At 69.7% G+C, this 22,827-nt stretch carries 3 protein-coding genes and 1 pseudogene; all 4 read left to right on the forward strand.

The window, feature by feature from the left end; all coding sequences use genetic code 11:
• Positions 1–207: 207 nt before the first annotated feature.
• Positions 208–1,518 (forward strand): MFS transporter, encoded by a 1,311-nt coding sequence (locus BMY35_RS12410; RefSeq protein WP_177213625.1) that lies wholly within the window; start codon positions 208–210, stop codon positions 1,516–1,518.
• Positions 1,515–17,636: a non-ribosomal peptide synthetase gene (locus tag BMY35_RS12415; protein WP_093198869.1), complete on the forward strand. Its 16,122-nt coding sequence runs from the start codon at positions 1,515–1,517 to the stop codon at positions 17,634–17,636. The genes BMY35_RS12410 and BMY35_RS12415 overlap by 4 nt, the downstream gene beginning before the upstream one ends.
• Entirely contained in the window at positions 17,633–21,184 is a 3,552-nt protein-coding gene (locus BMY35_RS12420; RefSeq protein ID WP_093198872.1) for a non-ribosomal peptide synthetase, read from the forward strand. The genes BMY35_RS12415 and BMY35_RS12420 overlap by 4 nt, the downstream gene beginning before the upstream one ends.
• Before the next feature lie 236 nt (positions 21,185–21,420).
• Positions 21,421–22,812 (forward strand): annotated as a pseudogene (locus tag BMY35_RS39100) (condensation domain-containing protein); the annotation flags it as partial.
• Between the last annotated feature and the right edge of the window lie 15 nt (positions 22,813–22,827).

Here is a 22,827-nt window from a genome sequence, read left to right on the forward strand (position 1 = left end):
GCCTCGCGGCTATGCCGCGAAAAAAATCCATCCCGCCACCCGCAGCGCTCGCGCTTTTTTCTACTTTCATCAGTTGACAGCGTGGGCTCCCGGGGAGCGCCCGTTATGCAGGAAGTGACCGTGGAAGCCGCTGCGCCCCCGACCCGTGACGACCCGGCCAGACTGCCGCCGCTGCCATTCCGCCGGCAAGGCGCCCGATCGACGTTCGTGCTCCTTTGGCTGAGCGAAACCGCCTTCGATCTGGGCACCACGCTGGTCAGCTTCGCCGTGGGGGTCTGGATCTTCTCGCGCACCGGCTCGGCGCAGGACTACTCGTTCTCGGTGCTGGCCGCCGCGCTGGCGGCGATGCTGGTCACGCCTTTCGCCGGCGTGCTTGCCGACCGCCACGACCGGCGCTGGGTGGTGCTGTCGTGCGACATCGCCGCCATCGCCTGCACCTTCGCGATCGTGATGGCGCTGCTGTCCGGCCGGCTCGGTGTCGGCGCGCTGTATGCCTACGCCGCGGTCGCGGCGGCGGTGGGGGCGCTTCGGCGTCCGTCGATCCGGGTGGCGGTCAGCCTCTTCGTGCCGAAGGACCGCTTCGCCCAGGTAGGCGGGCTGACCGGCATCTCGCGTGCGCTGGTGCAGGTCGGCGCGCCCGCCGCGGCCGGCTTCCTGATGTCGCTAACGGGCGGCCTGCAGGGCGTGATGGCGACGCAGCTGTGCCTGCTGCTGGCCGCGGCCGCGCTGGTGTTCGCGGCACTGACCCGCGCCGGGGCGGAGGTGCGCGGCGGACAGGGCAACGTCGGCGTCGCCAGGCGCGATGCGTCGCTGTGGCGCGGCGCGGGCGCCAGCTTTTCCGGCGCGCTCGCATACCTGCGCGAGCAGCCGCTGATGCGCGCTCTGCTCGGCTACGGCGCGCTGGTGCAGTGCCTGATGGTGCTGGCCACGGCCATGGTGACGCCGCTGGTGCTGTCCACGCACTCCAGCGGCGTGCTGGGCCTGGTGATGTCCGTGGGCATCGTCGGCGGCCTGCTCGGCTCGATCCTGGTCGCCACCGCGCGGCTTCGGCAAGGGCTGATGCAATGGGTCCTGGCCTGCGACGCGCTGCAATGCGCCGCCGTGCTCGTGGCGGGCTGCGTGACCACGCCGGCCCTGTGGTGCGCAGCGGCATTCGTCTGCCTGTTCTGCGGCAGCACCTCGGTCGCGTGTTCGCACGCACTGTGGATGCGCAAGGCACCGGCGGGCCGGCAGGGCAGCGTGTTCGCCCTGATCGCCGCATCCAACATGCTGGTGATGTGCGCGGTGCTGCTGGCCGGCGGCTGGCTCGCCGACGCGGTGCTGGAGCCGGCGATGCGCCCGGGCGGCGCGCTCGGCGACACCGTGGTGGGTGCCTGGTTCGGCACCGGGCCCGGCCGGGGCATCGGCTTGCTGTTCTTCGCGACCGGCGCGGCCGGCCTCGTGCTGACAGTCTTCGCGCTATTCCATCGGCGCCTGCGCCGGCTGGAAACGCTGGTGCCGGATGGCGGTGAAGCATGAGCGGCCAGATCCTGCACTCCCTGAGCTCGCCCCAGCAGGCTGTCTGGCTCGACCAGTCGCTGGCGCCCGACCTGCCTTGCCACAACATCGGCGTTGCGGCCAGCCTCGACGGGCCGACCGACCTCGACCGGCTCGAAGCGGCGATCCGCGCCGTCGTCGCGCGCCACCAGGCGCTGCGCATCGTGCTCGAGCGCGGGAACGACGGCGAGGCCATGCAGCGCTTCGCCGCGCCCGATGACGACGCCGCCACCGGCACGGTATTGCAGCGCTTTGATTTCAGCGGCGAGGTCGATCCCGGAGCGAGCGCCTGGGCACATCTGCGCGCCGCCTTCCTGGGCCCCTTCGATCTCTATGGCGGGCGGCTGTGGCGCATGCAATGGCTGCAGGTCGCGCCTGAACGCGGCTACTGGCTGGCGTGCTTCCATCACCTGGTTGCCGATGGCTGGTCGGTCTCGCTGACCGGCAACGCCATCGCCGAGGCCTACAACCGTCTCGGGCGCGGCGAGACTGCGGTCGAAGAGGAGGGGGACGGCGACGGTGAGGGCGGTGACTATGCCGGCTTCATCCGCCTGGACGCCGAATACCAGGCCTCGCCGCGCTATGCGAGAGACCGCGCCTTCTGGCTGCAACGCCATGCACGCCTTGCCGCGCCACTGTTCGAGGAAGGGCCCGCCCGGCGCGCCCATGCGGGCCGAAGCAAGGTCGAGCAGGCCGTCTGGCAGCTGGAACGCAAGGACCACGACCGCCTGAGCGAGGTGGCCGGGGCGCAGGGCGCATCGAGCACGCATTTCCTGGCTGCGCTGCTGGCCGTGTACTTCGCACGACTGCACGGGCGCGAAGAAGGCCGCGAAGGTGAAGTCGTGATCGGCATGCCGGTGCACAACCGCACCACCGCGGCGCAAAGGCGCATGCCCGGCATGTTCTCCGGCGCGATTCCCGTCGGCATCGCGGTCGATCCGCGCGAGACCTTCGCGCAGACGCTGCGCCGCGTCGCGGCCGAGCTGAAGCAGTGCTACCGCCACCAGCGCTATCCGCTGGCCGACCTGCACCGCGAGCTGCTGGCCGGCACGGGCGAGCGCCGGGGCCTGTTCGACATGTCACTGTCGATCGAGAGCTTCCAGGGGGACATCCGGCTCGAAGGCATCCGCAGCGCGGTGTTCCCGTTGCACAACGGCTACGAGCGCCAGCCGCTCGCGGTCTATGTGCGCGACTACGAGCAGGGGCGACCGGTGCACATCGAGTTCAACCACGACCCGGCGCTGCTCTCCGCACAGGAGATGGCCGCGCACCTGCGGCGGCTGCAGGTGCTGGCGCGCGCGGCGACCGATGCTCCGGACACGCCCGTGGGCGAGCTGCCGCTGATGGACGAAGCCGAGCGCGAACTGGTGGTGCATGGCTTCAACCGGCCGGTGCTCGATACGGGCGCGCCTTCATTGATCCATGCGCTGTTCGAGCTCCAGGCGCAGCGAGACCCCGATGCCATCGCGGTGCAGTTCGAAGACGAGCGGCTGAGCTACGGCGAGCTCGACCGGCGTGCCAACCAGCTGGCTTATCATCTGCGCGAGCTGGGCGTTGGCCCGGATGCGCTCGTCGCGATCTGCATGGAGCGCGGGCCCGGGATCGTCGTGGCGATCCTGGCCACGCTCAAGGCCGGCGGCGCCTATGTGCCGCTGGATCCGGCGCATCCGGACGAACGTCTCGCCCACGTGCTGCGCGACAGCGCGCCGGTGGCGCTGATCGGTGATGGCGCCTCGCTCGACCATCTGACGGTGTCGGCTTCGTGCCGGCAGGTGCGTCTGGACCTGCCATGGGAAGAGACGCCGTGGGCCAACGCTCCCACCGGCAATCCACGGGTCGAAGGCCTCGCTCCATCGCACCTGGCCTACGTGATCTACACCTCCGGCTCCACAGGGCTGCCCAAGGGCGTGATGGTCGAGCACGCGCAGGTCGGCCGCCTCTTCGCCGCGACGCGCGGCTGGTTCGACTTCGGCCGCGACGACGTATGGACCCTGTTCCATTCCTTCGCCTTCGACTTCTCGGTGTGGGAGCTGTGGGGCGCGCTGCTCCACGGCGGCCGGCTGGTCATCGTGCCGCATGCGGTGAGCCGCGCGCCGAAGGAATTCCATCGCCTGGTGTGCGAGCAGGGCGTGACCGTGCTCAACCAGACGCCCAGCGCGTTCCGCCAGTTCGCTGCCGCATGCCAGTCCGCGGCGAAGGAACCGCCGGCGCATGCGCTGCGCCATGTGATCCTCGGCGGCGAGGCGCTGGAGACGGCCACGCTGGAGCCCTGGTATGCGCAGCAGAGCAACCTGGGCACGCGCCTGGTCAACATGTACGGCATCACCGAGACGACAGTGCACGTCACCTGCCGCGTGCTCGGCCCGGACGATGCGGTGCGCGCCGGCTCGAGCCCGATCGGCAAGCGCATTCCCGACCTCAGCCTCTATGTGCTCGATCCACGCGGCCAGCCGCTGCCTGTGGGCTGCGCAGGCGAGATCCATGTCGGCGGCGCGGGTGTGGCGCGCGGCTACCTGCGACGGCCCGAACTCGATGCGCAACGCTTCGTGCCCGATCCGTTCTGCGGCGTGCCGGGCGCGCGCATGTACCGCAGCGGCGACATGGGCCGCCTGCTCGCCGACGGCAGCCTGGAGTACCTCGGACGAAACGACCAGCAGGTCAAGATCCGCGGCTTCCGCATCGAGCCGGGCGAAGTCGAGGCACGGCTGATGCGGCTCGACGGCGTGGCCGATGCGGCGGTAGTCGTGCGCGAGGACCAGCCGGGCGATCCGCGCCTGGTCGCGTACCTCGTGTTCGCCGATGCCGGTGCCGCCTTCGACTCTTCCGCAGCGCGCACGGCACTTGGCAGAAGCCTGCCCGACTACATGATCCCCGCGGCGTTTGTGCCGCTGGACGCACTGCCGCTGACGCCCAACGGCAAACTCGATCGCAAGGCACTGCCCGTGCCCGAGCTTCACGCCTGGCGCCGGCAACGCGACCATGAGCCGCCGCAGGGCGCGGTCGAACAGGCGCTTGCAAGGCTGTGGGCGGAAGTGCTCGGCATCGAGCAGGTCGGACGCGGCGACAACTTCTTCGAACTCGGCGGGCATTCCATCCTCGCGGTGCGGCTGGTCGAGCGCATGCAGCGCGAAGGGCTGGAGGTCGACATCCGTCAGCTCTTCACCGAACCGACGCTGGGTTCGCTCGCGGCCCGCGTGGCGGGGGAGCGGCAAGCTGTCGCGCCGACGCCCGTTCCGGCCAATGCGATATCCGGGCAATGCGAGCGCATCACGCCGCAGATGCTCCCGCTCGCGAGCCTGACGCAGGCGCAGATCGACCTGATCGCCGCCGGCGTTCCGGGCGGCATGCGCAACATCCAGGACATCTATCCGCTCGCGCCGCTGCAGGAAGGCATCCTGTTCCACCACCTGCTGCAAGGCGAGGGCGAGGGCGAGGGCGAAGGCGATGCCTATGTGCTGCCGGCGCTGCTGCGTTTCGACGATCGTGCGCGGCTCGACCGGTTCGTGGCTGCGCTGCAGCAGGTGATCGCGCGCCACGACATCCTGCGCACCGCCGTGCAGTGGGAAGGGATGGACACGCCCGTACAGGTGGTCTGGCGTAGCGCCTCGCTGATGCTGCAGGAGCAGCATTTCGACCCGGCCGATGGCGATGTGCAGGCGCAACTGCAGGCCCACGCGAACGCGCGGACCGTGCGCCTCGACCTGCGCCGTGCGCCGATGCTGCAGGCCCATGCGGCCTTCGACCCGGCGTCGAGGTGCTGGCTGCTGCAACTCCTGCATCACCACCTGACGCTGGACCACACCACCACCGAGCTGATCCTGCACGAGGTGGTGGCGCTGCTGCAGGGGCGCGGCGAGAGCCTTGCCGCGCCGGTGCCGTTCCGCGACTTCGTGGCGCGCTCGCGCCAGGGCGTGAGCAAGGCCGGGCACGAAGCGTTCTTCGGCGCGATGCTTGGCGATGTGGGCGAGCCCACGGCGCCATTCGGCCTGCTCGATGTGCAGGGCGATGGCTCGCAGGTCGAGCAGGCGAAGTCGATGTTGCCGTCGGGCCTGTCGACACAGCTGCGTGCGCTCGCCATGCGTCACGGCGTGAGCACGGCCAGCCTGTTCCATCTGGCCTGGGCACGTGTGCTGGCCGCTTGCAGCGGTCGCGACGACGTCGTGTTCGGCACGGTGCTGTTCGGACGCATGCAGGGGGGAGCGGGCATCGACCGCGCGATGGGCATGTTCATCAACACGCTGCCTGTGCGCATTGCATTGGGCGGGCGTGGAGCGGTGCAAGGCCTGCGCGAGACGCACGCAGCATTGAGCGAGCTGCTTCGCCACGAGCATGCATCGCTCACGTTGGCGCAACGCTGCAGCGGCCTGGCGCCGAACACGCCGGTCTTCTCCGCGCTGCTCAACTACAGGCACAGCCGCGGCGAGAGCTTTTCCGGCGAAGGCGAAATCGAGATCGTCGAAGGCATCCACTACATCGGCGGCCGCGATCTCACCAACTATCCGTTCAGTCTGTACGTCGATGACCTGGGTGAGGATTTCGTGCTTACTGCCGAGATTCATGTCTCGGTGTCCGCGCAACGCGTATGCGGGTTCGTCGAGCAGGCACTGCGGGCGCTTGCGGCAGCCCTGGAAGAAGAGCCGGGCAGGGCATTGCTGGCGCTCGAAGTCTTGCCGGCTGCTGAGCATCGGCGCGTGGTCCATGGCTTCAATGAAACGCATCGTGCATACGACGCGGCTGCCCTGGTGCACGAGGCATTCGAACGGCGAGCGGTGGCTCATCCCGAGCGCATCGCCTTGGAAATCGATGGCGCGCAGCTGAGCTACCGAGCGCTCAACGAACAGGCCAACCGGCTCGCGCGGCATCTGCGCGAGCTCGGCGTCGGCCCGGATGCCCGCGTGGCGATCTGTGCCGGGCGCAGTTTCGAGATGGTGGTTGCGATCCTCGCCACGCTCAAGGCCGGTGGCGCCTGCGTGCCGCTGGACCCCGCATATCCGCAGGAGCGGCTGACTCACATGCTGCGCGACAGTGGCGCGAGGGTCGTGCTGAGCCAGCGTGGATTGATCGAGCGCCTGATGCCGCTCGACGCGGCCGTGATATTGCTCGACGAGAACGTGCCAGCGTGGGCCGAAGCTTGCTCGGACAACCTGCGTGTCGAAGGTCTCTCATCGTCGCACCTGGCCTATGTGATCTACACCTCCGGCTCCACGGGCGAGCCCAAGGGTGTGGCGATGCCGCATCGCGGGCTGGCCAACCTGCTGGAGTGGCAGCGAGAGCAACTGCCTGAACCAGCGCGCACGCTGCAGTTCGCGGCGCTGGGCTTCGACGTTGCCTTCCAGGAGATCTTCTCGACGCTGGCCGGCGGCGGCACGCTGGTGCTGCTGCGCGAAGAACTGCGCCAGGACCTTCCGGCGTTGGCCGAATGGCTCGCGGAGGAGTCGATGGAACGCCTGTTCCTGCCCTACATCGCGCTGCAGAACCTCTGCGAGCTGTGGTCGCAGCGCGATGCGCCGCTGCCGATGCTGAGGGACGTGATCACTGCGGGCGAGCAACTGCGCATCACGCCGGCAATCCGGCTCATGTTCGTCAAGCACCCGCAGGCACGTCTGCACAACCACTATGGGCCGACTGAGACGCATGTGGTCAGCACGCACACGCTGAGCGGCGCACCCGGGCAATGGGAAGACCTGCCGCCGATCGGCCAACCAGTCGACAACAGCCGCATCTACGTGCTCGACGCGCAGCGCAATCCGGTACCGGTGGGAGTTGCAGGGGAGCTCTATCTGGGCGGCATGCAGGTCGCTCGGGGCTACCTGTCGCTGCCCGGCCTCACCGAAGCACGCTTCCTTCCCGATCCGTTCGACAGCAAGGAAGGTTCCCGCATGTACCGAAGCGGCGACCTCGGCCGCTGGCGTGCCGACGGCAGCATCGAGTACCTGGGGCGCAACGACCATCAGGTGAAGCTGCGCGGCTATCGCGTGGAGCTCGGAGAAATCGAGGCGCAGCTGGCGAAGCTCGACGGAATCCGCGAAGCAGCGGTGGTCGCGCGCGAAGACCAGCCGGGCGACAAACGACTGGTGGCCTATGTCGTCTTCGCCGGTGCCTTGGACGCGTCCTCGTTGCGTACCTCCTTGCGCGAGCGCCTGCCGGAGTACATGGTTCCCTCGGCCTACGTCTCGCTCGACGCACTGCCGCTGACCCCCAACGGCAAGCTCGACCGCAAGGCATTGCCTGCACCTGAGACTCACAGCCAGCGCACTTACGAAGCGCCACAGGGCGAACTCGAACAAGCCCTCGCCGACATCTGGTCCGATCTGCTCGACATCCCGCAGATCGGCCGCGACGACGACTTCTTCGAACTGGGCGGCCACTCCCTGCTGGCCATCCGGCTGCTCGAACAACTGCGTCGGTGCGGCTGGTCCACCGACATCCGCTCGCTCTTCACGCACCCGAAGCTGCGCGCCTTCGCCTCGACGATCCGGCGCGGCGAGGACGCGGCAGCGGTGCCGCCCAACCTGATTCCACCGGGCTGCGAAGCCATCGAGCCCGCGATGCTGACGCTGGTCCGGCTCGACCCGACCGCCATCGCGCGGATCGTGAAAGCCACCCCGGGCGGCGCGGCCAACATCCAGGACATCTATCCGCTCGCACCGCTGCAGCAGGGCCTGCTGTTCCATCACCTGCTGGAGCGCGACACCGATACCTACGTGCTGCCGACGCTGCTCGAGTTCGACAGCAGGCCGCGCATGGACAGCTTCATCGCAGCGCTGTCGCGGGTGATCGAGCGCCACGACATCCTGCGCACCGCGGTCCACTGGGAAGGCCTCGCCGAGCCCGTGCAGGTAGTGTGGCGGCGCATCGAATTCGCGCCCGAGACATTGACGCTGGCGGCAGGCACGCTGCCAGCGCAGCAGCGCCTGCAGGAGCATCCGCGGGTGCGCGGCCTGCGCATCGACGTGCGCCGCGCGCCCATGCTGCATGGTTTCGCCGCACATGACGAAGCCAGCAGGCACTGGCTGCTGCAGCTGTCCTACCACCACCTCGTGATGGACCACACCGCGCTGGAGTTGCTGGTGGAGGAAGTCGCGGCGGTCGAGCGCGGAGATGTTGCCGGGCTGCCCGCGCCGGTGCCGTTCCGAGACTTCGTCGCACGCTCGCGCCAGGGCGTGAGCGAAGCCGAGCACGAAGCGTTCTTCGGCGCGATGCTCGGCGATGTGGACGAGCCCACGGCACCGTTCGGACTGCTCGACGTGCAGGGCGACGGGTCGCAAGCGGAGCAGGCGCGGCTGATGTTGCCGTCCGCCTTGTCGTCGCAACTGCGCGTACTGGCCATGCGCCACGGAGTGAGCACGGCCAGCCTGTTCCATCTGGCCTGGGCACGTGTGCTGGCGGCTTGCAGTGGTCGCGACGACGTCGTGTTCGGCACGGTGCTTTTCGGGCGCATGCAGGGCGGTGCAGGCATCGACCGCGCGATGGGCATGTTCATCAACACGCTGCCGGTGCGCGTCGCGCTGGGTGGGCGCGGAGCGGTGCATGGACTGCACGAAACCCACGCCGCGCTGAGCGCGCTGCTTCGCCACGAGCACGCATCGCTGGTGCTGGCCCAGCGATGCAGTGCGATGCCTGCGCAGGTGCCTCTGTTCTCGGCCCTTCTCAACTACAGACACGGCCGGCTTGCGCGCACCGAGGTGCTTGACGGCGTGCGCCTGCTCGACGTGCGTGATCGCACCAACTATCCGTTCGGCCTGCATGTGGATGACGACGGCAGCGGCTTCGGGTTGACGGTGCAGGTCGATGCTTCGCTGTCGGCCCAGCGCATTGCGGAGTTCATGCAACGGTCTTTGCAATCGCTTTCGCGGGCTTTGGAAGAGGAGCCGCACAGGTCGCTGATGACGCTCGATGTGCTGCCCGCCGGGGAACACCGGCGCGTGGTCCACGGCTTCAACGAAACGCATCGCGCATGCGACGCGGCTGCCCTGGTGCACGAGGCCTTCGAGCGGCAGGCGGTGGCACATCCCGAGCGCATTGCCTTGGAGCTCGATGGCGCGCAGCTGAGCTATCGCGTACTCAACGAGCGGGCCAACCGGCTTGCACGGCATCTGCGCGGGCTCGGCGTCGGACCTGATGTCCGTGTCGCCATCTGCGCCGAGCGGAGCTTCGCGATGGTGGTCGCGACCCTGGCCACGCTCAAGGCCGGCGGTGCCTGCGTGCCGCTGGACCCGGCGTATCCGCAGGAGCGATTGATCCACGTGCTGCGCGACAGCGCAGCTGCGGTCGTGCTGGGCCAGCAAGCTTCGATCGAACGGCTCGCGCCGGACGTCGCTGCGGTACCGCTCGATGAAACCGACGGAGCCTGGGCCGAAGTCTCCGCCGACAACCTGCAGGTCGAAGGACTAGTTGCATCGCATCTGGCCTACGTGATCTATACCTCCGGCTCCACGGGCGAGCCCAAGGGCGTGGCGATGCCGCATCGCGGGCTGGCCAACCTGCTGGAGTGGCAACGAGAGCAACTACCAGAGCCTGCGCGCACTTTGCAGTTCGCGGCGCTGGGCTTCGATGTCGCCTTCCAGGAGATCTTCTCGACGCTGGCCAGCGGCGGCACGCTGGTGCTGCTGCGCGAAGAACTGCGCCAGGACCTTCCGGCGTTGGCCGAATGGCTCGCGGAGGAGTCGATGGAACGCCTGTTCCTGCCCTACATCGCGCTGCAGAACCTCTGCGAGCTGTGGTCGCAGCGCGGTGCGCCGCTGCCGATGCTGAGGGACGTGATCACTGCGGGCGAGCAATTGCGCATCACGCCAGCGATCCGCCGGATGTTCTCCCGGCATCCGCAGGCAAGGCTGCACAACCACTACGGACCGACCGAGACGCACGTGGTCAGCACGCACACGCTGAGCGGCCTTCCCGAAAAATGGAAAGACCTGCCGCCGATCGGAAAGCCCGTCGGCAACAGCCGCATCCATGTGCTCGATGCGCAGCGCAATCCGGTGCCGGTGGGTGTCGTCGGTGAGCTGTACCTGGCCGGAGCCCAGGTGGCTCGCGGCTATCTGTCGCGGCCCGAACTGAGCGCCGAGCGGTTCATGCCCGATCCGTTCAACCACGAAGGCACGCTCATGTACCGAAGCGGCGACCTTGGCCGCTGGCGTGCCGACGGCAGCATCGAGTACCTGGGGCGCAACGACCATCAGGTGAAGCTGCGCGGCTATCGCGTGGAGCTTGGAGAAATCGAGGCGCAGCTGGCGAAGCTCGACGGAGTACGCGAAGCAGCGGTGATTGCCCGCGAAGACCAGCTGGGCGACAAACGACTGGTGGCCTATGTCGTCCTCGTCGACGCCTTGGACGCGTCCTTGCTGCGTACTGCCTTGCGCGAGCGCCTGCCGGAGTACATGGTTCCCTCGGCCTACGTCGCACTCGATGCGCTGCCGCTGACCCCCAACGGCAAGCTCGACCGCAGGGCCCTGCCTGCGCCTGAGGCTCACAGCCAACGCACTTACGAGGCTCCCCAGGGCGAACTCGAACAAGCCCTCGCCGACATCTGGTCCGATCTGCTCGACATCCCGCAGATCGGCCGCGACGACGACTTCTTCGAACTCGGCGGTCACTCCCTGCTCGCCATCCGGCTCATCTCCCAGATCCGTGAACGCCTCGACGCCGAGCTCCCGCTCGCTACGCTGTTCGCCCGGCCGCGCCTTGCCGCGCTGGCCGGTGCCGTGGCCGAGTCGAGCCCCGGCGCGCTGGGCGTGATCGTGCCTGCCGACCGCAGCTGCCCGCAGCCCCTGTCCCCGGCGCAGCAGCGGCTGTGGTTCATCTCCGGTGTCGATGCGCAAGCCAGCGTTGCGTACCACATCGCCGGTGCATTGCGGCTGCATGGCGAACTCGACAGCGCGGCCCTTCGCTCAGCACTGGATCATGTAGTGGCCCGGCACGAGGCGCTGCGCACGCGCTTCGTCGAGTCGGACGGACAGCCTCGGCAGCACATCGACCCGCCGCGCGGTTTCGAATTGCGCGGGCAAGACATCGAGGCCACAGGACCGGCACGCATCGAAGCGCTGTGCCGCGAAGCCGCTTCCGAGCCCTTCGATCTCGCAGCAGGCCCGCCTATCCGTGGCCGCCTGCTGCGCGTCGCCGCCAACGACCATGTGCTCGTGGTCTCGATGCACCACGTCGTCTCCGACGGCTGGTCGCTGGGCGTGCTGATGCGCGAGTTCGCAGCCGCCTACAGCGCGCTGCGCGACGGGCAGCAGCCGCGCCTGCCGGCGCTGGCCATCCAGTACGCCGACTACACCGCCTGGCTGCATGGCCACCTGCAGGGCGCGGCGGCCCAGGCCCAGCTTCGCGATTGGGCCGATCAGTTGCAAGGTGCGCCGGCGCTGGTCGAGCTGCCACACGACCGCCCTCGGCCCGCATTGCAGGACTATCGCGGCGCGAGCATCGAGGTCGGCATCGACGCAGACACCACGCGTGCCCTGCGCGCGCTCGGACCGCGCCACAGCGCGACCCTGTACATGGTCGTGCTGGCAGCCTGGGCCGCGGTGGTGGCGCGCTACGGCGGCCAGCGGCAGGTGGTGATCGGGAGTTCTCACGCCGGCCGCGGCCGCGTGGAAGTCGAGCCGCTGATCGGCTGCTTCATCAACACGCAGGCGATGAAGATCGCGCTGGACGGCGCCCCGAGCGTGGCCGACTTGCTGGCGCAGGTGCGCGAAATCGCGCTGCAGGCGCAGGCACGCCAGGACGTGCCTTTCGAGCGCCTCGTCGAGCTGCTGAATCCGCCGCGCTCGATGGCCCATCACCCGGTGTTCCAGCTGATGCTGGCCTGGCACAACACGCCGCCGATCGCTCTGGAACTCGCGGGCCTCGAGGTCGAGCGGGTCGAGAGCCTGCCGGGCGGTGCGCAGTTCGACCTGGCGATGGATCTGCAGGAAGAGGGTGATCGCATCGTCGGCAAGCTCAACTACGCCACGTCGTTGTTCGACGAAGCCACGGTGCGCCGCCACTGGCAGTCGCTCGTGGCGATGCTGCGCGGCATGGCCGAGGGCGACGGAAGCGGGCCAGTCGAGCGCATCGCGCTGCTCGACGATGCGGAGCGCGACCGCCTGCTGCACGCCTTCACTCAAAGCGCACCCGCATTGCCTGCACATGCGTTCGCCCATGCTGCCTTCGAGAAGCAGGCCGCGCTACGGCCGCAGGCCATCGCGCTGGAACACGATGGCGAACGACTGAGCTATGCCGAGCTCGACCAGCGCGCCAACCAGCTCGCGCACCACCTGCGCGGCTTGGGCGTCGGCGCGGAGGATCGAGTCGCGCTGTGCCTGCCTCGCGGGTTCGACCTGATCGTCGCGGTACTGGGCACGCTCAAGGCCGGGGCCGCGTATGTGCCGCTCGACGCCGCCTACCCCGACCAGCGGCTGGCCTGGCAACTCGAAGACTGCGCGCCGGCGGTGCTGCTGACCCATTCGACCTTGCGCCCGCGCCTGCGTCCGCCGCCGCGCTGCACGACGATCGCGCTCGACGGGTACGAGCCGCTGGCGAACGATCCCGTGCACCCGCCCGAAGCAAGGGATCTGCCCGAAGACGGCTCGCACCTCGCGTACGCGATCTACACCTCCGGCTCCACCGGCACGCCCAAGGGCGTGATGGTCGAGCACCGGCAGCTCTCTCACCAGATCGCGGCACTGCAGGCGCTGTACGGCTTCGGTGCGGAGGACAGGGTGCTCCAGTTCTCCAGCCTGAGCTTCGACGTCGCGGGCGAGGAGATCTTCGGCGCGCTCAGCCATGGCGCGACGCTGGTGCTGCGCACTGACGAATGGCTCGCCGAGCCCGCGCGCTGGTGCGAGCTGTGCAGCGAGAACGGGCTCAGCGTGGCCAATCTGCCGACGCTGTTCTGGCAGCGGCTGGCGCTGTCGTCCGAAGCGATTTTTCCGCCGTCGCTGCGCCAGATCGTGATCGGCGGCGATGCGGTCGGAGCGGCCGCGCTCGATGCATGGTGGCGGCGCGAGGGACATCGCCCCGCGCTGGCCAATGCCTACGGGCCGACGGAAACCACGATCAACGCCACCGTCGCGCGCTGCCGCGCCGGGGATTCGCCGCTCGATATCGGCCGCCCGGTCGCCAACGCACGCGTCTATCTGCTCGATGCGCACGGCGAGCCGGTGCCGCTCGGCGCGGTCGGCGAAATCTGGATCGGCGGAGCCGGCGTGGCGCGTGGCTACCTGAATCGCCCTGAGCTGACCGCGCAGCGCTTCGCAAACGACCCGTTCGTGGTCGCTCCTGCGGGCACATCGCCGCGCATGTATCGCAGCGGCGACCTCGGCCGCTGGCGCGCCGATGGCTCCATCGAGTTCCTCGGCCGCGGCGACCGGCAGCTGAAGATCCGAGGCTTCCGAATCGAGCCGGGTGAGATCGAGGCCGAGTTGATGCGCATCGACGGCATCCGCGAAGCCGCGGTGATCGCCACGCCGGAGCGCGATGAGGAACGGCACCTGCTGGCCTATGTGGTCGTCGACCCGCTCGGCCTGCCGAACGACCCGGCGCAGCTGCGCGCGCGCCTGGCCGAGCGCCTGCCCGACTACATGCTGCCGGCCGCCTTCGTGCCGCTCGACGCGCTGCCGCTGAACGCCAACGGCAAGCTCGACCGCGCCGCGCTGCCCGCACCCGACGACGAAGCCCATGCACGGCGCGGCTACCGCGCACCCGAGGGCGAGCATGAGCAGGCGCTGGCGCTGATATGGGAGTCGCTGCTCGGCGTGGCCCGCATCGGCCGCGACGACGGCTTCTTCGACCTCGGCGGCCATTCGCTGCTGGCGGTGCGCATGATCTCGCAGCTGCGCCAGCGCTTCGGCATCGAGCTGGCGCTCACGACGGTGTTCGCGCGGCCACGGCTCGCGGAGCTTGCCGCGGAGGTGATGCGCGCAGTGCCCGAGGCGGCCGACCCGATCGTCGCCGCGGAGCGCGGCGTGCTGCTGCCGCTCTCGCATTCGCAGCAGCGCCTGTGGTACGTGACGCGCATCGACGCGCAGGCCGGCGCGGCCTATCACCTGCCTGCGGCGCTGCGATTGCGCGGTGCGCTGGACCGCATCGCGCTGCAGCGCGCATTGGACAGGATCGTCGCGCGGCACGAGTCGCTGCGCGCGCGCTTCGTAGTGGTCGACGGCCAGCCGCGCCAGCGCATCGAAGAGGCGCAGAGCATGGCGGTGAGCCTTCATGAGATCGACGGTCTCGACGAACTCGGCAACAGCACCCTGCGTGCGCTGTGCCAGGCCGAGGCCGCCGCGCCGTTCGACCTGGAGCGCGAGCCGCCGTTGCGTGTGCGTCTGCTGCGACTGGCCGCGGATGAGCATGTGCTGCTGCTCACGATGCATCACATCGTCTGCGACGGCTGGTCGCTGGCTGTACTGGCGCACGAGTTCTCTGCGCTGTACGGCGCGTTCAGCCGTGGCGAACCCGATCCGCTGCCGGCGCTGCCGATCCGGTACGGCGACTACGTTGCATGGCAGCGGCGGCGCCTGCAGGGCGAAGCCGCGCAGGCGCAGCTGCGCTACTGGGTGGATCGCCTGCGCGACGCTCCGCCGCTGATCGGCCTGGCCACCGACAGGCCACGCCCGCCGCAGCAGGACTATCGCGGCGCCAGCATCGAGGTCGGCATCGACGAGGCGCTGACCCGCGAACTGGGCGTCCTGGCGCAGCTCCACGGAGTCACCGTCTACATGGTGGTGCTGGCGGCATGGGCGGCGGTGCTCGCGCGCCTGGGCGGCCAGCCGCGCGTGGTGCTCGGCAGCGCCGTCGCGGGGCGCGACCGCGCCGAGCTCGAGCCGCTGATCGGCTTCTTCGTCAACGCACAGGCCCTGCGCTTCGACATCGACGAGGGCCTCGACGTGGGCGGCCTGCTGCTGCAGGCGCGGCAGGTCGCGCTGGAGGCCCAGCAGCACCGCGACGTGCCCTTCGAGCAGGTGGTGGAAGCGCTGAACCCGCAGCGCTCCAGCGCCTTCAACCCGGTCTACCAGGTCCGGCTGGCATGGCAGAACACCCCGCGCCCACGGCTGGCGCTCGAAGGGCTGGAGTTCGACAACCTCGCCAGCCATGCGGGCAGCGCGCAGTTCGATCTCTCGCTCGACCTGGAGCCCGAGGGCGATCGCATCGCCGGCCAGTTCAACTACGCCACCGCGCTGTACGACGAGGCCACGGTGCGGCGCCACTGGCATGCACTGGTGGCGATGCTGCGCGGCATGGCGGCCGATGCCTCCGTGCCGGTGGAGCGCATCGGCCTGATGGCGCCACGGGAGCGCGAGCAGGTGCTGCACGGCTTCAATGCCGCAGCCGGTGAAAGCGGCGAAGGTGAACTTCTGCACCGCCTCTTCGAAGCGCAGGCCGCGAGCCAGCCGCGAACGCTGGCGCTTGCTTGCGAAGACGAAGCGCTGGACTACGCCACGCTCAACGCCCGCGCCAATCGCATCGCCCACCACCTGCGCGGCCTGGGTCTGCGTCCCGACGACCGCGTCGCGCTGTGCCTGGAGCGCAGCGTGGACATGGGCGTGGCGCTGATGGCCACGCTCAAGGCCGGCGGCGCCTGCGTGCCGCTGGACCCGGTGCATCCCGACGACCGACTCGCCCACATGCTGCGCGACAGCGTGCCGGTGGCGGTGCTGACCCAGACCCGCCTGCTGGGGCGCCTGGCGGTGCCCGAAGGATGCGCGGTGCTGGTGCTCGATGGCGCCACGTCTCCATGGACGGATGAGCCAGGGCACGACCCCGATCCCGGTGCTGTGGGGCTGACCCCGGCGCACTTGGCCTACGTGATCTACACCTCGGGTTCGACCGGCGAGCCCAAGGGCGTGATGGTCGAGCACCGCAATGTGCTGAACTTCCTGCGCGGGATGGAGCAGCGCATTCACAGGCCCGCGCCTGACTGCAGGCGCGTGGCGTGGAACTCCTCCTTCGGCTTCGACATGGCCGTGAAGGCCTGGGGCCAGCTGGCCTTCGGCCGCAGCGTGTTCCTGCTGCCCGAGCGCACCCGTCTCGATGCGCAGGCGCTGCTCGATTTTCTGGAGCGCCACGCTATCGAGGCGATGGAGTGCACGCCCTCGCACCTGCGCATGCTGCGCTCGGCCGGCTTTCCGCAGCGGCGCGCCACCTCGCTGCGCAAGCTGCTGCTGGGCGGCGAGGCGCTCGACGCCGATACCTGGCAAGCCCTTGCCGAGACCGACTCGGTGCAGTTCCACAACATGTACGGCCCCACCGAGTGCAGCGTGGATGCCACCTGTGGCCCGGTCGCGGGCGCGGTGCCGCACATCGGCCGGCCGATGCCGGGCGCGCGCGTCTATCTGCTCGATGCGCATGGCGAGCTGGTACCCATCGGCGTCGCGGGCGAGATCCACATCGGCGGCGCCGGGGTCGCGCGGGGCTACCTTGGGCGACCAGAGCTCACGGCGGAGCGCTTCCTGCCCGATCCCTTCGATGCCGGCGGCGGCACTCGCATGTACAGGACCGGCGACCTGGGCCGCTGGCGTGCCGACGGCAGCATCGAGTACCTGGGCCGCAACGACCACCAGGTGAAGATCCGCGGCTACCGCATCGAGCCCGGCGAGATCGAGGCAAGGCTCGCGCGGCTGGACGGCGTGCGCGAGGCCGTGGTGATGGCAGACGCGAGCCAGCCCGGCGAGCCCCGCCTGATCGCCTACTTGCTGGCAGAGCAGGGCATGACACCGGAGCCTTCCGAGCTGCGCGCGCAGCTCGGTGCGCAGCTGCCCGACTACATGCTGCCCGCCGCCTACGTGGTGCTCGCGGCCTGGCCACTGAACGCCAACGGCAAGCTCGACCGCAAGGCACTGCCGCTACCCGACGACAGCGGCCTTGCGCGGCGGATCTACGCCGCGCCGCAGACCGAAATCGAGGTCCGGCTGGCGGCGCTGTGGGGCGAGCTGCTCGGGGTGGCGCAGGTCGGCCGCCACGACAATTTCTTCGAGCTCGGCGGGCATTCGGCGCTCGCGATACAGCTGATCCACGCCATGGGCGAGCAGCAACTGCAGGTCGACGTGCAGATGGTGTTCAACGCGGCAACGCTGGCCGAGCTTGCCGCGGCCACCGTGCAGATCGAGGAGATCGTCCTGTGAGCCATCAGAACGTGACATCGTCGGAGCTGCTCGAAGCGCTGGCTTCGCGCGGCCTCACGCTGCGCCTCGACGGCGAGAAGCTCGCGCTGCAGGGCGACGCGCGGCTGCTCGCCGACACGACACTGGTGCAGGCGCTGCGCGAGCGCAAGGCCGAGCTGATCGCGCTGCTGCGCGAGGGCCGGGGTGTCGATCGGCTCGACTACCGCATCGACGAGTCGGCAGAGGCGATCACGCCGGCGATGCTGCCGCTGCTCGCGCTGGGGCAGGACGAGATCGACCGCCTCGTGGCGAAGGTGCCCGGCGGCGTGCGCAACGTGCAGGACATCTATCCGCTCGCGCCGCTGCAGGAGGGCATCCTGTTCCATCACCGTCTTCACCGCGAGAGCGAGGACGGAGGCGATGCCTACGTCATGCCGACCCTGCTGCGTTTCGACAGCCGCCAGCGGCTCGAGCGATTCGTTGAGGCACTGCGCGAAGTGATCGCGCGCCACGACATCCTGCGCACCAGCGTGCATTGGGAAGAGCTGCAGCAACCCGTGCAGCTGGTGCAGCGCGAGGCGAATCTGGAGATCGCGATGCTGGCCTCGGCGCCCGCCGAAGTGGCGCGGGAACGCCTGCGCACGCTGGCCGATCCACACAGCTATCGCCTCGACGTGCGGCGCGCCCCCATGCTGCGCGGCCACGCCATCGAGGAAGAGGGTAGCGGTCGCTGGCTGCTGCAGCTGCTGCACCACCACCTGATCCTCGACCACACGGCTTCCCAGCTGCTGGTGCGCGAGGTCATGCTGATCCTGCAGGGGCATCGCAACGAATTGCCCGTGCCGGTGCCCTTCAGGCGCTTCGTCGCGCAGGCAAGGCAGGAGGGGGCGGAGGCCGTGCATGAAGCCTATTTCCGTCGCGTGCTGGGCGATGTGGAGGCAACCACCGCGCCCTTCGGGCTGGACGAGGTACGCGGCGACGGCAGCGGCGTGCTGCAGTCGCGCGCCGAGCTGGAACCCGGGCTCGCGCGGCGCCTGCGCGAACAGGCGCGTCTGCGCGGCGTGGGCGCGGCCAGCGTGTTCCACCTGGCCTGGGCGCTGGTGCTGGCGCGTTGCAGCGCCCGGGACGACGTGGTGTTCGGGACGGTGCTGTTCGGCCGCGTGCAGGCTGGCGCCGAGGCGACGCGGGCGATGGGCATGTTCCTCAACACGCTGCCGCTGCGCGTGCGCATCGACGACGACACCGAGATCGCGCTTCGCCGCGTGCACGCCGACCTGGCCGAGCTGCTGCACCACGAACATGCCTCGCTGAGCCTCGCGCGGCGCTGCAGCGGGCTGCCGGCCGATGCACCGCTCTTCACCAGCCTGCTCAACTACCGCTACAGCGAGCGCCAGGGCGAAGACGGTGCCACGGGCGTGCCGGGCATCGAATCGCTCGGCGGCCACGACCGCACCAACTATCCCTTCGTGCTGCACGTGGACGACCACCGCGACGGCTTCGGCATCACCGCCGAGATCGACCGCAGCGTCGATGCGCGGCGAATCCGTGGCTTCGTCGAGCAGGCGCTGCGGTCGCTGGTCGATGCGCTCGAGGCAGAGCCCCGGCGGCCGCTGCGGCGCATCGACGTGCTGCCGGAAGACGAGCGCCGGCAGGTGACTGGCGATTTCAACGCGACTGCTGCTGACTACCCGCACGGCCTGCTGCACCAGCTGTTCGAGCGCCAGGCCGCAAGGAGTCCCGACGCAACCGCCGTGGTGTTCGAAGGCCGCAGCCTCAGCTACACCGAGCTCGATGCACGCGCCGACCGGCTGGCGCGGCAACTGCGCGCATTGGGCGTGGTGCCCGACGCGCGCGTGGGCATCTTCATGCAGCGCAGCGAGATGCTGGTCGTGGCGCTGCTGGCAGTGCTGAAGGCAGGCGGCGCATACCTGCCGCTCGATCCCTCGCACCCTCCGCAACGGTCGCTGCAGATGATTGAAGAAGCCGGCCCGGTGGTGGTGCTGGCCGACGCCGAAATTGCATCTGCCTTGCCGGCGATGGTGCGCACGCTGTCGGTGGATCGCGACGATCCCATGGAGGCATTCGCCGGCACCGGCGCCGAAGCCGATGTACCCGACACAGGTCTTCATGAGCGCCATCTCGCCTACGTGATCTACACCTCCGGCTCCACAGGTCGGCCCAAGGGCGTGATGAACGAGCACCGGGGCATCGTCAACCGCCTGCACTGGATGCAGCAAGCCTACGCATTGACGCCGGACGACGTGGTGCTGCAGAAGACGCCGCTGGGCTTCGACGTGTCGGTGTGGGAGTTCTTCTGGCCTCTGATGGCGGGCGCGCGGCTGGTGCTGGCGAGGCCCGACGGACACAAGGACCCTGCCTACCTCTGCGAGCTGATCCGCGCGAGTGGCGTGACGACGCTGCACTTCGTGCCCTCGATGCTGCAGCTCTTTCTTGCCCGGCTCGATGAGGCCGGCAATGTGGCCGCCTGCGCCAGCCTGCGGCGCGTGGTCTGCAGCGGCGAGGCGCTTTCCGCCGGGCTCGCGCGCCGGTGCCGCGAGAGCCTGCAGCACGTGCAGCTCCACAACCTCTACGGCCCGACCGAAGCGGCGGTGGACGTGAGCGCCTGGACCTGCGGGAGCGACGACGGCGACTCGGTGCCGATCGGCAAACCGATCGCCAACACCCGCCTGTACCTGCTCGACGATGCGCTGCGCCCGGTGCCGATCGGCGTTGCCGGCGAGCTCTACATCGGCGGCGTACAGGTGGCGCGCGGCTACCTGAACCAGCCGGAGCTGACGGCGCAGCGCTTCATCGTCGACCCTTTCGGTGGGAGCGGCCGGCTCTACCGCAGCGGCGATCTCGGCCGCTGGCGCGTCGACGGCGCGATCGAATACCTGGGCCGCGCCGATTCCCAGATCAAGCTGCGCGGGCAGCGCATCGAGCCGGGCGAGATCGAAGCGCGGCTGCGCGCGATCGACGGCATCGCCGACGCCGCGGTGCTGGCGCGCGAGGACCGGTCCGGCACGCCGTCGCTGGTCGCGTACGTGGTGCCGGCCCCATCCGGTGAAGCGCCGGAGCCCGCGCGGCTGCGCAGCCTGCTCGGCGAGCACCTGCCTGAACACATGCTGCCCGCCGCCTATGTGCGCCTCGCCGCGCTGCCGCTGAGCGCCAACGGAAAGCTCGACCGCAAGGCGCTGCCCGCGCCGGGAGACGAAGCCTTCGACCGCCGCGCCTTCGTGCCGCCGCAGGGCGAAGTGGAGCAGGCCCTGGCCGCGATCTGGTCGCGGCTGCTGGGCGTGGAGCGCATCGGCCGCCATGACAGCTTCTTCGCGCTCGGCGGGCATTCGCTGCTTGCGGTGCAGATGCTGGAGCAGCTGCGCAGGCGCGGCTGGGCCATCGACGTGCGCGCGGTCTTCGCCCGGCCGGCGCTGGCAGCGATGGCTGCCGCCGTTCGCACCGCACCGGACGTGGCCGAGGTCCACGTACCGCACAACGCCATCCCGGCCCACTTTGCCCAGCAGGAAGCCGGATGGGACACCGAATCGGAAACTGAGGAGTTCAGACTGTGAATCTGGAAGTCGCGAGCACGCAATCACTGGACGCGCCGGCCCTTATCGGCCTGCTCGAAGAGCGCAGGGTCCTGGCGCGGATCGAGCAGGGCGAGCTGGTTCTGAAGGCGCCGCGCGGCGTGCTGACCCCCGGCGTGATGGCATCGCTGAAGCTGCACAAGCAGGCGCTGATGAGCTGGGTCGCCGCCAACGACGATCGCGTCGCTGCAGCAACACGGCAGCAGGAGCAGCAACCGCGCATCACCCCGCGCATGTTGCCGCTGGTGAGGCTGGAGCAGGCGCAGATCGACCGCATCGTCGCCGCCACGCCGGGTGGTGCGGGCAATGTGCAGGACATCTATCCGCTCGCGCCGCTGCAGGAGGGCATCCTGTTCCACCACCTGTTGCAGCAGCAGGGCGACGCCTACCTGACCCGGCTGCTCATGGCCTTCGACAGCCGTGAGCTGCTGGACCGCTTCGTCGCCGCGATGAACGAAGCCATCGCGCGCCACGACGTGTTGCGCACCGCCGTGCAGTGGGACGGACTGCCCGAGCCGGTTCAGGTGGTGTGGCGCCGGGCGCGGCTGGAAGTCGAGACGCTGGAGTTCGACGGCGGCGATGTGCAGGCGCGGCTGCAGGACCACGCCGACCCGGCCCGCTATCGCCTCGACGTGCGCCGCGCGCCGATGATGCGCGGCTTCGCGGCATTCGATGAGGCAGGTGGACGCTGGCTGCTGCAGATGCTCTATCACCACCTGGCGATGGACCACGTCACGCTGGAGCTGCTGGCCCACGAAGTCGGCCTGGTGATGCAGGGCCGGCGTGCCGAACTGCCGCAGCCCGTGCCCTTCCGCAACTTCGTCGCGCAGGCTCGGCTGGGCGCGCGCGAAGCCGAGCATGAGCAGTTCTTCCGCGCGATGCTGGGCGACGTCGTGCAGCCGACCGCGCCCTTCGATCTGCTCGACGTGCAGGGCAACGGCAGCGGCGCGGTGCAGGCGAAGCTGCGGCTCGAACCGGCGCTGTGCGCAGACCTGCGGCGCGTGGCGCGCGGGCGCGGTGTAAGCGCCGCGTGCGTATTCCACCTGGCCTGGGCGCAGGTGCTGGCGCGCTGCAGCGGCAACGGCGGTGGCGACGTGGTGTTCGGCACCGTGCTGCTCGGCCGCCTGCAGGGCGGCGAAGGCGCCGACCGCGCGATGGGCATGTTCATCAACACCCTGCCGCTGCGGGTGCGGCTGGAGGGGCTCAGCGCGGGGGCGGCGCTCGGCGAGACGGCCGGCGCGCTCGCGGAACTGCTGCGCCACGAGCACGCGTCGCTGACGCTGGCGCAGCGCTGCAGCGGCCTGCCCGCGAACACGCCGCTGTTCTCGGCGCTGCTGAACTACCGCCACAGCCGCGAGCCGGCGGCACAGGGCGAGGAAGGCATCGCCGGCATCCGTCATCTGGAGAGCCGCGACCGCACCAACTACCCCTTCGTGCTGCATGTGGACGACCACGGCCAGGGCTTCTCCATTACCGCCGAGATCGTGAAGCTGGTGGACGCCGCGCGCATCGCCGGCTGGATGCGCGAAACCCTCGAACACCTCGTGCGCGCGCTCGACCAGGCGCCCGACACGCCGATGCGTGACATCGAGACGCTGCCGGCGGCCGAGCGCGAGCAGGTGCTG

The organism is Variovorax sp. YR750 (assembly GCF_900109805.1).
Classification (GTDB): Bacteria; Pseudomonadota; Gammaproteobacteria; order Burkholderiales; family Burkholderiaceae_C; genus Variovorax; species Variovorax gossypii.